The organism is Pseudomonas sp. TH07 (assembly GCF_016651285.1).
Classification (GTDB): Bacteria; Pseudomonadota; Gammaproteobacteria; order Pseudomonadales; family Pseudomonadaceae; genus Aquipseudomonas.
Window position 1 is genome coordinate 1,682,598 of record NZ_JAEKED010000001.1, and the last position, 15,988, is coordinate 1,698,585.

Here is a 15,988-nt window from a genome sequence, read left to right on the forward strand (position 1 = left end):
GCGAGGCGTACGGGTGGAGTAGGTGCAGCGAGGCGGGTAGGAGCAAACATCAGAATCACCATTGTTGTTGTTAATTGGGCCGGGAAGCGTCGCAACGCTTACTGTGGCCAACCGGTCTATTGCCGGAAGTGGAGGCGATCCTAATCGGGGAAGCTTTCAGCTACCTTTCGCCGGTGAAAGGAATGAGTGGATGTTCAAGCAACCGATGAGCGGCATACAGTGACCGCCATCACAGCAAGGGAGAAAGGCACATGGGCGAACTGCACACCGGGGGCTGTCATTGTGGCCGGCTGCGTTATCAATTCAGTGGCCCGCTGCGGGATATCGCCCATTGCCACTGCTCGACCTGCCGCCGGGTCAGCGGCGGCCTGGTGACCACCTGGATCACCCTGCCCGCCCCGGCCTTCCAATGGACCCAAGGCACGCCCGCGCGTTACGACTCCTCCCCCAGCTGCACTCGCCTGTTCTGTGGCAACTGCGGTGCGCAGCTGGCGCTGGAGACCCAGCTGAGCCCGGGCAGCATCGACGTGACCATCGCCACCCTCGACCACCCGGAACAGGCCCCGGCCGACCGGCATATCTGGACCGACAGCCGCCTGCCCTGGCTGCACCTGGATGAGCAACTGCCGCAAGAGCCGCAAGAACAGCTCTAGCCCGGCATCGGCGGCTCGCTGGGGGGCGCCGCAGGCGGTGTGAACAGGCCCGCCAGCTCCGCCTGGGTCTCGGCGACAAACCACTGGCTCAAGCCCGGACGCCACAGCAAGCTGTGGCGCGTGATCTGCCCGGTGCTGACGTAGTGTTGCAGCTCAAGAAAGCTGTAAGGGCCGTATTCGACGCCGCCAACGTTGAGGTGATAGCACGCCTGACTGTCCCTGGCATGCTGCGCCGTGGCCTGTGCTGCCTGAATGCCTGGGTTGAACAAGGCCTCCAGCCAGCCCTCGTCGAAGCACTCCGCACGCAGCTGGTATTTCTCGCCGTGGTGCGGGACGACTTCAGAGACATAGACATCGCCTTTGGAGCCGCTGATCGAACGGGTGAACGCCGGCAAGTGATTTCGCGCCTGCTCGATCAGGGCTTCGGCGTGTTCAGGCGCCTGCTCGTGCAGGAGCCTGAAGGATTCGCTGCGGAGGATGGCGCTGAGCTCCCTGGGCAATGAGCACGCCGGCTCGGCTATCCCATTTTCATCGACCACTCTCAGGCTTTTGTAAGCGTCGTGCCTTAAGTGCTCGAACAGCGCGCACAGCGCGGCAAGCAGTGCCGGGCGCGGCTGGCTCAAACGCGCCTGCACCCGCGTCGAGAGCAGCTGCCGATGAGGGGCCCGCAGCCCGTATTGGCGAATGGCCGGCTCGGTGCCGATGCCAAAGGCCTCGCCTTCGTCGATGAGTTCGTAGGCCTGCCCCGGGTTGCGGGTCAATTCGCCCAGGGCAATGGCTTGCAGATACAGGCGCAGGTCGCGCGCCAAGGCCAGGTAGTGCGCCTGGTCGAAGATCAGCGGATGGCAGTTGACGTGCTTGTTCACGTGCAAGGGACGCTGCTGTGCCTGCTTGCGGTAGTTGGCCAGGTAGACGGGCAGGTCGCGCAAGGCATTCAGGGCAAAGCCGCTCAAGCGCATGGAGGCGACCAGCCGCCCAGGGACCTGACAATCGATGAATTGCAGGTCATTCGGGCGCAGGCCTGGCAGTGCGGGCAGGCATTGACTCAGCAACTCACCGTACAGGCGCCTGAACTCGGCAGGTTGCGGCACGCTGAGCAGACACAGGTAACCGTCGGGGTTGGTTCCGCGGCCGGGTTCAAGCTCCAGGTTGGCCCAGGGCATGGCCTGTTCCAGCCACAGGCTCAATACCCGGCGCAGGTCTTGCGCAGTCAGGCCGGCCAACAGGGCGAGCAGTGGGTCTTCGCCTTCCTGCGTCGCCATCAACCCGCTGAGCAGCGGCTGGGTGTGGCCGCTCAGGTGCAGGTCGGCCAGGCCGTCGGGCCGGTACGTCGCGTACAGCTCGGCATGGCCCTGGCTGGAATAGCTCATGGGGTTCCGCAGGGCGGGGGTATTTTCGAATTCTTCCGGCAGTTCCACTCTATGACTACGGATGGTGTACTGGCGCTGGATGCTGCTCATGATCCATTTTTTTTCGCTCAGCGGCGGATTGGCCAGATCGTTGAACAGCATGTCGCCGAGCATCAACGGCAGGTCTTCAGGCTCCTCACAGCGACGTTGCGCGAGGTTGCAGGTGTCGAACACATAGAGGTCGTCGAACGGCCCCACCGGGTTGTCGTCCTGCGCGGTCGTACAACCACGCCCGCGAGTTTCCAGCTCCATCAGTGCGGCGTAGCTGTGGGCCTGTGCCCGCTCCGGTTCGATGTGCATCGCCCCGCCGGCCAATACCAGATGCAAGGCGACACGCCCGGGGATGTTCTGTTCGGCAAGTGTTTGCCGGACCAGATCGCCGATCTGCAGAAACGACCCCGAACCGTAGCTGCCCGCCGCCGAAGCGGTTATCACGATATTGATGCAGTCCCGGCTCACCTTGAGGCCAAGGCGCTGGGCCTCGGCGTCTTGCGTGGGGTCGCAGGTGTGCAGGTGGTGCAGGGCCTGACGCACCCTGGCGCGGATCTGGTCGGCCTGGGTCAGGCAGTACAGGCGGGAAAAACCGCGAAGCCGATGGTATTTCATCGGCTCGATTCCCCAGTGCTTCATGGTCTGCGAGGTCAGGGGCGACCATTTGGCGACGTCGGGCGAGTCCAGCTCGGCCTCGGGGTCGAACGGGCCACTGATGATTTCATCGACCCGAAAACAGGCTTCGGGCTGTGCGGGCTCCAGGCCCCGCTCCCAGACCTGGAAGTCACTCGGGTGGAACCGAATAAAGCGCGCCAGGGGGAAGTCGGCGAGGCGCTCGATGCGTTGCCCCTCGCGCCAGGAGGTGGCCAGCAGGCGCTTGCGCAGGTGCAGGCCGACCCGGCGGCCGGTGTTGCCCAGCGCGATAAAAAGCGTGGGGCGAACCTCATACCCGGATTCGGTCATGGGTGTGTCTCCAGCGATCCATGCGGTTTGCCCAGGGGCGCCCGACGGGCGCCCCCCATCAGGCATTTCAGTCGAGGTAGGCGATCTGATAGGTGTCGGCGTCGATCATCACCAGTTGCACGTTGTTGCTGCGGGTGTTGACCGGCTTGCCGTTGAGCAGCACCGAGGTGTCGACGCGGTACACGCCTTGCGGCACCTGGTTGTCCAGGGTGATGGTGAAGGTGTTTTCGTAACCGCCGCTGCCGGGTTTCTCGTTGGCGACCTTGGTGCCTTCCTTGAACGCGGTGGTGGCGCCCGGCTCATACAGGCGCACTTCTTCCTTGATCTCGTTGACGGCCTGGCGGCTGCCATCGATGGCCACGATGTTGGACACCACTTTGATCGGCTGGCCGCGCTTGATGGTGCTGCCGGGCTGGATGCTGGTCTGGTAGCTGACCACTTGCGGCTCGGCAGGGGCCTTCTTGCCGCCTTTGCGGTACTGCGCCTCGACTTCCTGGGGCGACTGGGTCTGCACCGACTTGGCGTTGATCACGAAGCACACGGCGATACCTGCGGCCGTGCCGGCTACGACGCCGACCCCGCGATCCTTCTTGCCGCTGACCGCTGCCCCTGCTGCCGCCCCTGCCGCGATGGCCAGGCCGCACTTGAGCCAGTCGCCGCCGCTCCAGCCGGTCGGGTTCATGCTCTTGGAGTCGATGTTGGCGCAGCTCTGCAGGCCGAAGATCGATACGAGGCCCAGGGCAAGCAAACGCTTATTGGGGGAACGCGGGTGCTGGGTCATGGATGACTTCCAAGTGTTCGAAGGGAGGCCGGCGTCATCATTCGATGGTGGTCCGGTTCAGGGCCTGGGATTGCTGGCGGGTGGCCTGGTTGATGATGTTCTGCGCCTCGCGGTTGCCCGGGTCCATGTTGAGCACCAACCGGGCGACGGTGATCGCGCTCTGGTAGTCGCGACGGATCAAGGCCTTGCGTGCCTCGTTCAGCGAGCGGCCGACCATGCTGGCGGCACCGTTGTTCTGCTCGATGCGCGTGGTGGAACGCGGTGGCGTGCTGGGCTGCGGTGCGGGTACCGGGATCGACTGGACCTGCGCCGCGGCCTTGGCTTCCTGCTCGCGCCGGGCCTGCTCTTCGGCGCGCTTGCGCTGGTCGGCAGCGTCTTGCTGAGCCTTGCGGTCCTGCTCCCTCTGCCGTGCCTGGTCCGCCAGGTCCTTGTCGCGCTGAACCTGCTTCAAGCCGTCTTTGGCCCGATTCAACAGGCTCAGGGCCGCCGGGTCCTTGCTGTTTTTCTGCAGGACCTGTTCGGCTTTATCCAGCGCGCAGTTGTAGTCGCTCTGGCGCAGGCATTGCTGGCCAGCGAGCAGCACTTGCTCCAGGTCGCGCTGACTGTTGCGCGAGCCGAGCTGGTTCATGCCATAGAACGCCAGCAGTGCCAGGACCAGCGCACCGATCACGATTTTTTTCAGCAGGCCCTTGGGTTTATCCGCAGGCGGTGCCACGGGTGGGGTCGGCGCGGCTGCCGGAGCAGCCGGCGCGGGTGCCACGGGCTGCGGCGCGGCTGGCGCAGGGGCAGCCGGCAGCTCGAACTTCAGCGCGGCGGCCTTGGGTTCGACCACCGGCGGCGGGCTGGCGGGCTCCTTGGCGGCCACGGCCACGGGGGCCTTGGCCGAGATCGGCGGTTGCACGGCGACGCCACAGTACGGGCAGTGTTTCACCGGCCCGCAGAGTGTCCGGCCACAGGCGCTGTTGGCGCAGGTAGCGGGAAACTCGGCGGCTTTGACTGACGCTGACATAGGGTTCTCGTCTTCGCTTGGTTCAGAGCGGTGGCGGCATGGCTGGGCCGCCCAGTGGCGGTGGACTGCCTGCCGCCGGGGCGAACAGGTGGGCCAGTTCCTGGATCTGCCCGGCACTGAGCCAGGCGGCCATGCCTTCACGCCACAGCATGCTGTCGCGGGTCACTTGCCCGGTCTGCACGTACTTCTGCAACTGCGCCGAGGTGTAGGGGCCGTAATTGGTCCCGGCGACGTTCAGGTGATAGCTGTACTGCACCGCCGCCACCGGTGGTGGTAGCGCGCCGCCGGCAATCGGCGGTGGCGCGGCAAAGCCTGGGGCCGCAGGCGCTTGGCCGGCAAACGGCGCCGCCACCGGCTTGAGCAGGTTCTCCAGCCAGCCCTCGGCGAAAAACTCCTTGGCGACGCTGAGTTTTTCTTCGTGGTCGGCGTGCACTTCATCGGCGTAGACGTCGGCCCGGGAGCCGATCACGCGCTGGCTGAAGCGCCCCAGGTAGCTTTCGGCCAACTTCACCAGCTCCTGGTCGCGGTCACCGGCCTGGCGCTTGAGGCGGGCCAGGTACTCTTTTTTCAGCAGCTCGGCAATCTTGTACGGGAAGGCCTGGAACGGTTCCGAAGCGCCTTGCTCGTCGATGCGTTTCTGCGCCTTGTAGGCGCTGCGGCTCATGTCATCGAACAGCGCGATCAGCGCCGCGATCTGGACCTCGTTGAGGCTCAGGGTGCGGTCACGCACCTGGGCTTCGATGTCACTGCGGTGCACCGGCTTCAGGCCGCTTTGACGAATGGAGAATTCGTCGCCGATGGTGAAGTCTTCCTTGTCGATAAAGAACTCGTACAGGCCGTTGTCCAGGCGCTTGAGCACGCCCAGGGCAATCGCGTGCAGGTAGAGTTTGAAGTCCTCGGCGAACTGGCGGTACTGCTCCTGGGTGAACTGGATCGGCTGCACGAACTGGCTGATGCGCTTGTGCACATGCAGCGGGATCGCCGCGCTTTCCTTGCGGTAGCTGGCCAGGTAGGTCGACAGCGGGGTCAGCGCCGGCAGCGGGAAGCCGCTCAATTCGGTGAAGCAGATCAGTTTGCCGGGGATCCCCGACTCCACGAACTGGATATCGCTGGCGTTGATAGCCGTACCCTGTGGCAGGCATTGGCCGAGGGTCGCGCCGTATACGCGCTTGAACTCGGCATGGTCATGCACGCCGATCAGGCAGGTGTAGAGCTTCTGGCCGATATCGAAACCGCCAGTGAGGTTCAGCGGCACCCACGGCATGGCCCGTTGCAGCAACTGGCGGAATTTCTCGCGCTGCTCTTCCGGGTTCAGGGCCGCCAGAGCGCTCATCAGCGGATCGATGCGCTGCGCGTTCTTCGGCAGTTGCTGCACGGATTTATTGCGCAGCTTGAGCAGCAGCTCTTCCTGGCCCTCTTCGGTCTGCAACTTGCCGAACAGCACTTTCGAGCCGCCGAAATCCTTGAACGCGTCCTTGGCCCACTCGCGCACATCCGCGCCATTGGCGGCCGGCTCTTCGTTGCCTTGCACTGGCGCCAGGGGAATCAGGGTGGCGTGTTTTTCCTTGATGCTGGCGTCGATCTTGGTGATGTCGGTGTCGATGCGCTTGAGCAGGCTGTCGACCGCGTTGCGGCCATCCTGCAGGCGGCCGACAAAGCCGTTCCAGATCGCGCGACCGTTCTGGTCCACCGATTCCTTGCGGCCCAGCCACTCGGAGATCTCGCGCAGCAGTTGTGCGGCTTCACGGGCGGCGACATGGCGCACGTAGAACAGCAGGCTTTCGCGCAGAGTGTCCTTGACCTGGACCAGTACCGTGTCGGCTTGTTTGTCCTTGCCGCTCAGGCGCGCCAGCAGGCCTGAACCGGTGGTTTCCTTGAGGCGTTCGAACTCGCGGGCCAGCTCCGAGGACTCGAGTTTTTCCGACAGTTCCTTGAAGCGCGCGGCGTTCTTTTCCAGGGCCGGGATGATCCCGGTGCCTTCGTTTTCCAGGCGGTCCTTGAGCATTTCCACCAGCGCCAGGGTGTAATCCAGGCCGCCGCGCTCGTCATCGTCCAGGCGTCGGAACAGCTTCTCGGGCAAGGCGTCCTCACGCACCAGTTCGGCGATGCGCTTCTTGCGGTTTTCCTTGATCCGCACTTCGTGGTTGCGCTCGGCGCTGTCCACCGAACTGCCCTTGGTGTCGCGCTCCAGCTGTTGCTGGATTTCCCGCACGTGGGTCAGCCACTGGTCCTTGTCTGCCCCGCCGTTTTGCAGGCGTTCGAACAGGCTCTCGGTTTTCTGCTCGATCTGCGCGGTGATGCTGTTGTCGCCCTCGACCTGCAACAGGTCGTCGGCGATCTGGTAGTGGGTGAACTCGCCCGTGGCCAGGGTCAACTCGACGCGGGACAGGAAGTCCGGCAGCTCGGTGAAGGTCCGTGGGGTGACGTTCAGTTGCTCGCGCAGGAACTCGTCGCGTTCCTTGTCGGTCGGGCGATTGTCGTTGACCGCGTTATTGGCGTTGGCCACCCCGAAGAACGCCTTGAGCATCTGCTGCACCTGGCGATTGAGGCGAACGTGCTGGCGCGCGTCGACCTGGGTGTCGAGCACCGCCTGGCCCAGGGACGAGTACGAGCGCGGGAAGTGCAGCTTGGTGTCGCTGCCGTAGTCCTGGGGCAGGCTCACGCTGTAGGAGCGGATCTTGTGCTGGTTCTGGTTGACCGCGATCGAGCGCTTCTTGTTGGCGAAATCCTGGGAGGTGAAGTCGGTGAACAGCGCATCCGAGAGCATCTCGTAGATGTCTTCCTGGTCGCTGGTCTTGGCCTGGGCGACGTTGCTGTTATCGATGATGTACACGTCGTCGTAGGGACGGTTGTCGATAAACAGGTTGTCGGTGGCGTCCCAGTGCTTGAGCAGCGGGTTGCCGCGCATGCAGGTCTCCAGCTCCATCAGCGCCGCATAGCCGTTGGCCTGGACGCGCTCGGCGTTGTACGAGCCGAAGCCGCCCGGCAGCACCAGGAACAGGTCGACCTTACCGGCGATGTTGTTTTCCTTGAGGATGGCCTTGGCCAGGAACCCCATGTCCAGGAACGAACCCGAACCGGTGCCGCCGGCCGCAGAGCCGGTGATCACCACGCGGATCTTGCCCGGGTCGATTTCCAGGCCGAGCTTTTTCAGCTTGTCGGCCTGGGCGCCGATGTTGCTCAGCAGGCGCCCGACCTTGCTGCGCAGCTTGTCGCGGATGCTCGGGTACTTGTCGAAGAAGTACAGCCGAGACAGGGCGCGGATCTGCCCGGCGCCCTTGGAGGGATCGATGCCCAGGCTCTTGATCTTTTCCGGGGTCAGGGGGAACCACTCGGCCACTTCGCGATGGCGGTTGAGCTCATCGATGGAGTGCGTGTACTTGCTCAGGTTGAGCGGCTCGATGATCTTTTCTTCGGAGGTGAAGGCCACCTGCTCGGCCAGCACGTCGGTCTTGATCGACTTGCCGTCCTGGGTCACTTCACCCGAATCGAGGTCGAAGTTGACGAACTGCACCAGGGGGAAGTCGGAAATCTGCTGCACCTGGTTGTTGCCACCCCAAATGGCATTGAGGATGCGCCGGCGCAGGCGGATGTTGACCTTCATGCCGGTGCCGCCGAGGGCGATGAACAAGGTTGGGTGGATCTTTTCACTGACCTGCGGGGCTGCTGCCTGGCCGGAAGGTTGTGCACTCTCGTTCATCAGAAACTCCATGAGCCCGGGTGGGCTGGCCAAGTGAACTTGGCAATTGATCCGCTATTGGGGTGAGACGGGCCGGGTGCGCAGCGCACCCCCGGCCATCAGGCAGCGATGACTCAGCGCTTGGCCGAGAAGGTCATCAGCCAGGCAACCAGGGAGATGGCTGCAACGCCGCCCAGCGGCGCCAGGTACAGCGGAGCCAGGAACTGGCCGGAGTTGATCACCGCCAGCACCGCCATGGTCGCAACCATCAGCAGGCCGAGGAACAGGAACCAGCCGGAAGCATTGGCGCGGCTCGGTGCCACACGCTCACGTACGCGCCAGTTGGCGTAGGCGTTCTTGATCACGAAGAAGATGATCGCCAGGACCACCAGCACCGCCACCCCGATCAGGGCGTCGCGGCTGTCGACTTTTTTCGGACCCAGGTCCAGACCGATCGGCGATGGCACGCTCAAGGTGCTGCTGGTGGTGCTGGCCGGTGCTGCCGGTGCTTCGCTTTCAATCGGGGCTGGCAGTGTGCTGGTCTGGGCCATGTTCAACTTCCTTGGGGATTCTTGAGTGAGGGTTACTTGAGACGCACAGCAGTGTCGGGAGCCTTGTCCAGGAGCTTGACCCCGAACAGGCCGCGCTTGATGGTCGCGACCTTGTTCTGCTGGGCGTCGTAGACGTTGGCACTGCTAAAGGGTTTGAGCGGATAGTGCTGGGCCACGCCCTCCACCATCACGGTCACGGCTTTCTTGCCGGCGATCATGCTTTTGCCCACCAGGGCCGCGATCAACAGCAGCAGGAGCAGCCCGAACAGCAACAGCACCGGCCCCAGCGGGTAGCTGATGCGCAGCACGATCGGCAGTACGGTCGAAGAAGTGCTGGCTTCGCTGGACGGGATAAACACGTCCGGCAGCGCATCGCCAGGGAACAGTTCGTTCATCTTCGCGATGAAGTCCTGGGAGATACGCAGTTGCTGCTCGCTCAGGCGCACCTCGATGGTCCCGGCGCGCTGGTAACCGCTGGAGAGGATCACCTCGCTCGACCATTGGGACGGCAGGGGCGGCAGTTGCAGGCTGATCGCGGCTTCGCTGGAGCGCGCACCGGGTTCCAGGTCCGTCAGGCGGTCGAGGGAGATGCTCGATTGCAGGGCTTCGCCCGGCATGTCCAGGTTCATCTCGATCTTCGCGTCGTGGATCTGGTACGGGTTGAACTGGTTTTCGAACTTGCCCAGCAGCACCGCGGTTTTGGGCGAGCTGTCGACGTTGATATTGAGGATCAGGGTCTGCTGGTCCGGGGCCAGTTCGGCACTGACGTCCGGGGTGTCCTGCACGCCGGTGGGGATAAAGCGTACCGCCGACTGGGTCAGGGGCTTGAGCCGGACCCGGTTGTCCTTGAGCAGGGTCGCCAGGGCCGGCTGGGCCAGGACCTGCTCCAGGGCCTTGCCGGCGTTATCGCCGTAGGCCAGCGCATAAATCATCAGGCCGTTGGCTTGGTAGTTGGGGCCTGCCACCGGCATTTTCTGCGGGAATGCGGCGATCCGGGTGATGCTGGCCTCGTTGTGCAGCAGGTCATAGAACTCGCGGTTCTTGAGCGAGGTTTCGCTGCTGTTGTTGGGGCTGTTCTTGTTGTTGGTGAGGATCCAGACAATCCCTTCCCGGCCCTCGAGCCCGGTCTTGATGGCCGCCAGCAACGCTTCCTTGAAGTCGGTGTCGGCATAGGCGCCGCCGGCCTTGCGCACCAGGTTCAGCTGATTGACGCTGGCGGCGAGCTTGTCGTGGGTGCCGGGACCGCGATAAGTCCACTCCGGCGACGGGTGCTGGGCATCGGCCTGGTTGAAACCGCCAATCACCACTTCCGAATTGCCCGCCGCCGCGGCGGCCAGCTTGATCACCAGCGGTTTGAACGACGACGCCGGGTCCAGATAGAAGGGCTCCATCCAGCCGGAGTTCTGCACCAGGAACACCTGGCGCATCGGCTCGGCGACAGCGCCCGCGCTGCCCAGGGCCAGAATCAGCAACAAGCCACGGCGTAGCATCAGGGTCAGGCGTTCCATCGGTAAAGCGCTCCGGAAGAATCGATATACAGCCACAGCGCGTTATCGAAAAAGAACCACTGGGCATTCCACGGTCGGCTGACGTGGGCCTTGAGCCCGAAACCGCGGCCACCGACCTGCTCGAGACGGTACTGCGCATCCACCGGCTGTTCGCTTTTGAAGAAATCGTCGAGGGTGCTGTTCTGCTCCACGCGCATCGAGAGCAGGAGCTTGTCGCTGCTGAACTCGATAAACGGATACACCACCTCACGGGTGGTCGGGGTGATGCTTTCGTCGTGGGTGTCCCAGGGACGTTCCAGGCGAATGTTGTACTTGAAGCTCAGGTGCCCGGTGCCCAGGCGATAGCCCTTGATCGGCTTGGGCTGGTCGGTAGCCCCCGGGTCCAGTTGCAGATAGCTCTGGCCCTCGGCGGTAAAGATCAGTTGCCACAGGCCGTAGCCGTCCTGGAAGGGCGGCCCCTGCTCGGGCATGGCGGTGGCGCCGTTGGGCCACGGGTGCCACTGCGCTTGCAGGGCCTGGCCCTGGCGCATGCTCAGGTAACCATGCTCGCCAATCCACAGCAGGCGGCGGGATGCGTGGTCACGAATCGGCGCCGACAGGCGGGTCATCTGCGCGGCGTCGGCACCTTCTACCGGGTAGCGCTCCCAGCCGTTGGCGCTGGGGCTGACCAGGCAGACGCTGCCGTCTTCCAGCACCAGGGGCAGGAACGACTGCTCCTCAAGGTCGCCGGGGCCGGCCAGCGCTCGGCCGTCGCGGCGTTGGCAGCGGTATTTGAGGTTCAGCGGATCGACCTTGACCAGCACCGCGCCTTCATCGCCGGCCAACAGCAGGTGCTGGCCATGTTCGGCCGGGCACAGGCTGACCGAGTTGGCCCAGTTCTCCAGGCGGTTGCGGCCGATCGGATGGCCTTCGGGGCGCAGTTCCAGCCACTTCTCGGAACCGCGCTGCCAGAGAAACAGGCTGCCTTCACGGCCCAGGGCGAACAGCGCCTCACGGTGGCCGCCGAGGTTGGCAGCGAAGAAGCTCAGGCCATTCTTTCGCGGCAGCTCAATGATCTGCTTGCTGTCATTGAGATCGCGTTCGGCGGAGTTCTGCAGGCGTTCGAAGAGTTGTTTGACGGTCTGTTGCGCGCCGTCCAGGTGGCAGGCGTCATTGACTACCCGCGATCCGCTGCCATCGCCATAGGGCGGCAGCCAGCGATTTTGCGCCTGGTAGCCGATGGCTGTGAGGGCGGCGCCGCTGTTCGGGCAGAACGCGAAAGATGATGGCAGATAGGTATCGGATTCAGTGAGCCGCGCACCGACCAGGTAGTCGAGATCGACCAGGGTCGCTGCCGGTTTTACCCCGCCGACGCTGGAGAGCGAAAAACCACCTTCTGCTGTTTGTTGCCATTGCTGGTCGCCAAGCTGCCACTGGTACCCGCCGCGATTACCGACTATCTCCATATAATCCTGCTGATACCTGCGTAAAAGTCCGCGCCCGATCTCTCCGGCAAGCACTTCTGATAAGGGGGGTTATTGTCGTACGAGGCGCTCGATCACCGTGAAAAACGCGGCGCAGAGCCTGGCATGGCACCATTTTTTCGATCGCGGAATAGTGGCATATTGATGGGTGTTGTCAACTATTCCATGGCGTCAAAAGTCCTGCTTATACCAAAGGATCAAGGCAGCTCCAGCCCCCCTGCTGCCTTGTGCAATGCCCTTAAATGTTCCCCTACCTGCTTCAGGTTGGCTTCGTTGGCGGCAATTTCGGCAGCCCGTGCAGGTTCGAGCAAGGCGCGGACTTCTTTATCCAGGTCGCCGGTCAGGGCTTGCAGGTGTTTCTGGCGCAGGCTGCTCTCCGCTTCCAGGCGCTGCCATTCACTGGGCTGCGGCAGGCCGTAGCCACTGCTGCCCAGCAGCTCCGCCGGGCGGCTGAGGAAGCCACTGTTGGCGAGGATTTCCTGCAGGGTCTTGTTGGCGTTGTCCATGCCGCCGTTTTTCAGTTCGCGTGCGCCCAGGTAGCGTTGCTTGACCTCATCCTGGGCCAGCAGCAATTGCCGGCGAAAGCTGGCCTGTTCCAGCAGCAGCAAGGCGGCGCTGGTGCGCAGGTCGGCCTGGGCGAACCATTGGCGACGTTCCTCGGCGCTGAGTGACAGCCAGTCTTCGACGCTGGTCTGTTTGATCGGCAGGTGCTTCTTGATGACCTCGAACATGGCCTGGTACCGATCGCGGAACGAGTCGAAGCGATAGCCCAGACGCAGGGCTTCACGGGGGTCGTCGAGCACGCTGGTGTCGGCCAGCCCCCTGCCCTTGAGCACCTCCAGCAGGCCATTGGGCACGATGCTGTCGAGGCCGATCAGTTGCGGATTGTTGCTGCCGCTGCGCAGCAGCTTGAGGCTCTCCACCGCGCAGTTATTGGACAGGAAGTAATAGTTGCCGTCGTAGCTCCAGTGCATTTCCGCGGCGTGTTCCACCACCTGCTCGATCTCGGTGCGCGACAGGTTCAGCGGCACCGAGGCCAGGCTGCGCAGCTCGGTCTTGGTGTATTCGTCGATGACCTGGGCCAGGGGCAGGACAAACAGCCGTGACGGGTATTTGCCCACCAGGCCATCCCAGCTCGACAGCTGCACGTCTCCGACAAAGGCCCGATACGACAGCACCAGGTGCTGATCCAGGTCCAACCGGCAATCGGGTCCGCGCGGGCGGCCCGGGGCACAGATCACCAGGCGCAGCATGCTGTGGCCCCAGCGGCTGACCCAGTTCTGGTTGGCTTCGGCCAGCAGGTAATCGACCGCATACACGCGCTCGGGGTCGACCTGGCCCAGGGGCTGCTTGGCAAAGTCGTTGCCGGCATTGAGGAAGGCGAACGACTTGGCGCAGCTGTCCTTGGCCGGCGGTGCCCAGCCGAAGTGTTCCTGGTAATAGCGGTACAGCCCGGGGCGACGGCAGGCGTAGCTCGGATCAAGGAGGAAGTACTCCATGTTCACCGCGACGAACTCTTTGGGGTTGGTCGTCTCGTAGATGTCCGGGCTGCGTGCCACTTGCCGGTTGTGTTCCTCGCGCGCTCCACGGCGGCCGACGTATTGCGGCCAGCCGGCGAGGTCCAGCAGGCGCGGGTCATCGCTCAGGGTGAAGCGGCGCTCGGTCTGGCCGCGGCACTCATCCCGCAGGCCGACCAGGCCGCTGTTGGCGTTCTGTCTGGCGCAGCGCTGGATCAGCGGGCGCTCTGCGGCGGACCACAAGCGCGAGCGGTCATAAATGTGGGTCAGCTCGTGGAGCACGGTGGCGAGCATTTCCCGGCGCACGGTGCCGTGTGGGCGATAGGTCTTCTGGGTCGCGGCCGAGCCGTCGGTGAGGCTGGCGAGCAGGTTGCGATTGAGGTCCAGCTCGGACACCAGCGACGCCTGGCCGTAGGCGTTTTCGGGCATCTTGTCGGTCCAGCCGACATCGATGCGCCGATCCAGTTGCTGGATGAAGCGCGGCGGCAGGGCCTGCATCGCTTCATCCAGCAGCGCCTGGCTGGCCTGCTGTTGCGCCGGGGTCAAGCCGTCGGTCTTGAGGCGCAGTTGCAGGTCGGCCTGGGCCGTGCCGCACAGTAGCGACAGGGCCCCGGCCAGCAGCCAGGCGACTGATGGCCTCACAGTGCGAGGATAGCTTCGGCGAGTACCTGGTCACTGGCGTCGCGAGCTTGCGGCACGCGGGTGCGCAAGGTGTCGAAGGCGGCTTCCAGTTGGGCGCCACGGATTTCGCCGTTGCTGGCGACGAAGCTGGCGGCATCGTCGTGGGCTTCGCGCACGACTTTCGAGTCGCGGATGGAGGTGGTGGTGTCCGAGGTGAAATCGATCGTGCGGCCAAAGGCGCGGACGATGATGTTACTGGTGGCCACCAGGGTGTGTGCCTGGGCCACATCGGCCAACAACAACAGGCCTAGGGTGGCGGCAATCAGCGGGCTGCGCATGGAACGACTCCGGAATAACAGGGGATGATTATTGGACGAGAATTGCTTGCGCCAGTTCAAGGTCGCTTGCATGAAGTTTTGGCTGGCTGCGCCGCAGGTATTCCAGGGCCGATTCCAGCTGTGCGCCTCGCATGACGCCATCGCTGGCAACGAAGGCCGCGGCGTCATCCTGGGCCGCGAGTATCAGTTTTCTGTCGAAGGGGGCACTGGTCACCTTGCTGGTGGCGTAACCGGTGACGACCAGGCCTTCGGTGGTCAGGTCAAAAGCCTGAGCCGAGCCCACCCCACAGACCATGGATAACAGCAACACACTAAGCGGTATTCGGAACAAAACCAGACTCTCGACAGCTGAAAAAAAACAGCGCCAAGGCTAGCGCAATGCCCGGGCGAGGGCCAGCGCCGGGGATTCCGGGTGCGCGCGGCAGAGCCGGAATCGGTCTGTGATCAGATCGCCAGAATGGCCTGGGCCAACTGTGAGTCGCTGACGTCCAGCTGCGGAACCTGTTGGCGGATGTGCTCGAACGCGCTTTCCAGTTTCACGCCGCGAATGGCGCCATCGGTGGCGACGAAGCTGGCGGCGTCGTCCCGGGCCGCGCGCACGATCTTGTTGTCGCGCAGCGACGAGGTGGCATCGGACGTGGCGTCGGTGGTGGCCTTGAGTGCGCCGACAATTGCATCAGTGGTCACGATAAGGCTGGTGGCGTGCGCGTTGGCAGCCACGGCCAGCAAGGCAGCAGCGCTGAGCAGGCGAAGACGGATCATGGATGAAGCTCCTGTAAATAGCAGATAAGGGGGCGCTGAGTGGGCACCGGACAGCCTGGGTGGAGGTGTTCAGATAAATCAGACGAGCCTTCAGGATTGCTCGCCACATAATCCAGGGATATTAGGCCTGCGCCAAGGCTTCGAACAGCCTGCCCCGCACCCTTCAAGCCAATGGGTGGCGGGAGTGTAGGGGCCTTGCGTGGGCTCAATCCCGGGGGTTGCAGCGCGCTGGTGCTCGGCACAGAGTTACCGATACAGATAGCCAAACCTTAAAACTGTATTGGTTCAATATATGTAATATTAAAACTGTACCTGTCTGACGCAAATCGCTTTTGCACACTGGAACTGAGTCCCCTTAAACGACAAAACCCGTCGCGGTTGCCCGCGACGGGTTCTGTTTTCTTAATCTGGGGTGCTGGCGGTGGACCCGGTGGGTCAGGGCCAGCGACGCTAACTTAGCGCCAGAACGGCTTGCTCAGCTCTTCGTAGCGTTGTGCTTCGCTGATACCGGCGTCAGCCAGCAAACGCGAATCCAGACGAGCCAGTTGATGGCGGCTGGAGATGCGGCGCTGCCACAGCATCAGGTTGGCAATAACGCGCAGAGGCATGGAAGCCTGGGATTTTGCAGCTTTCTCTTCGAAGAACAGTTCGGAACTGATTGTACGTTCCATGGTTGACATCCTTCCGCTTGTGGCGGGATCAGGTAGTGGTTTAACTGATGCCAATGATCCTCCTCTGACGCA

The 15,988-nt window shown here is 63.5% G+C and carries 13 protein-coding genes; 1 reads left to right on the forward strand and 12 read right to left on the reverse strand.

The genetic code is table 11. The features are described 5' to 3' along the window. The first annotated feature begins 251 nt into the window (after positions 1-251). Positions 252-653 (forward strand): GFA family protein, encoded by a 402-nt coding sequence (locus JFU57_RS08025; RefSeq protein WP_201128801.1) that lies wholly within the window; start codon positions 252-254, stop codon positions 651-653. Here the strand turns inward: JFU57_RS08025 and JFU57_RS08030 are convergent. The 12 genes from JFU57_RS08030 to JFU57_RS08085 form a co-directional block, all read right to left on the reverse strand. Next, positions 650-3,016, reverse strand: coding sequence for a tubulin-like doman-containing protein (locus JFU57_RS08030; protein ID WP_201128806.1), 2,367 nt, complete (start codon positions 3,014-3,016; stop codon positions 650-652). The genes JFU57_RS08025 and JFU57_RS08030 overlap by 4 nt on opposite strands. 67 nt (positions 3,017-3,083) lie before the next feature. After that, a complete protein-coding gene (locus tag JFU57_RS08035; protein ID WP_078470248.1) occupies positions 3,084-3,797 on the reverse strand; it encodes a hypothetical protein in 714 nt (237 codons plus the stop codon). Between the two features lie 37 nt (positions 3,798-3,834). Further along, positions 3,835-4,806 carry a hypothetical protein gene (locus JFU57_RS08040; protein WP_201128807.1) on the reverse strand — a complete coding sequence of 324 codons (972 nt, stop codon included), beginning with the start codon at positions 4,804-4,806 and terminating at the stop codon, positions 3,835-3,837. A 22-nt stretch (positions 4,807-4,828) separates the two neighbouring features. After that, positions 4,829-8,506, reverse strand: a complete 3,678-nt coding sequence (locus JFU57_RS08045; RefSeq protein ID WP_201128811.1) for a tubulin-like doman-containing protein — start codon at positions 8,504-8,506, stop codon at positions 4,829-4,831. 113 nt (positions 8,507-8,619) lie between these two features. Continuing rightward, entirely contained in the window at positions 8,620-9,036 is a 417-nt protein-coding gene (locus tag JFU57_RS08050) for a hypothetical protein (RefSeq protein WP_078470245.1), read from the reverse strand. 32 nt (positions 9,037-9,068) lie between these two features. Further along, complete coding sequence (locus JFU57_RS08055; RefSeq protein WP_201128813.1) at positions 9,069-10,544, reverse strand: hypothetical protein; 1,476 nt, start codon at positions 10,542-10,544, stop codon at positions 9,069-9,071. Continuing rightward, positions 10,532-11,989 carry a hypothetical protein gene (locus JFU57_RS08060; RefSeq protein WP_201128815.1) on the reverse strand — a complete coding sequence of 486 codons (1,458 nt, stop codon included), beginning with the start codon at positions 11,987-11,989 and terminating at the stop codon, positions 10,532-10,534. Before JFU57_RS08060 ends, JFU57_RS08055 begins: the two co-directional genes overlap by 13 nt. A 215-nt stretch (positions 11,990-12,204) precedes the next feature. After that, on the reverse strand, positions 12,205-14,166 hold the full coding sequence (locus JFU57_RS08065; RefSeq protein WP_078470242.1) for a DUF7844 domain-containing protein: 1,962 nt from the start codon (positions 14,164-14,166) through the stop codon (positions 12,205-12,207). Next, positions 14,163-14,483 carry a DUF2388 domain-containing protein gene (locus JFU57_RS08070; protein ID WP_020296239.1) on the reverse strand — a complete coding sequence of 107 codons (321 nt, stop codon included), beginning with the start codon at positions 14,481-14,483 and terminating at the stop codon, positions 14,163-14,165. Before JFU57_RS08070 ends, JFU57_RS08065 begins: the two co-directional genes overlap by 4 nt. 28 nt (positions 14,484-14,511) lie before the next feature. After that, positions 14,512-14,805, reverse strand: coding sequence for a DUF2388 domain-containing protein (locus tag JFU57_RS08075; protein WP_274522637.1), 294 nt, complete (start codon positions 14,803-14,805; stop codon positions 14,512-14,514). A gap of 122 nt (positions 14,806-14,927) precedes the next feature. Then, a complete protein-coding gene (locus tag JFU57_RS08080) occupies positions 14,928-15,245 on the reverse strand; it encodes a DUF2388 domain-containing protein (RefSeq protein WP_201128817.1) in 318 nt (105 codons plus the stop codon). Between the two features lie 455 nt (positions 15,246-15,700). Beyond that, positions 15,701-15,916 carry a DUF1127 domain-containing protein gene (locus tag JFU57_RS08085; RefSeq protein ID WP_020296242.1) on the reverse strand — a complete coding sequence of 72 codons (216 nt, stop codon included), beginning with the start codon at positions 15,914-15,916 and terminating at the stop codon, positions 15,701-15,703. Positions 15,917-15,988 lie beyond the last annotated feature (72 nt).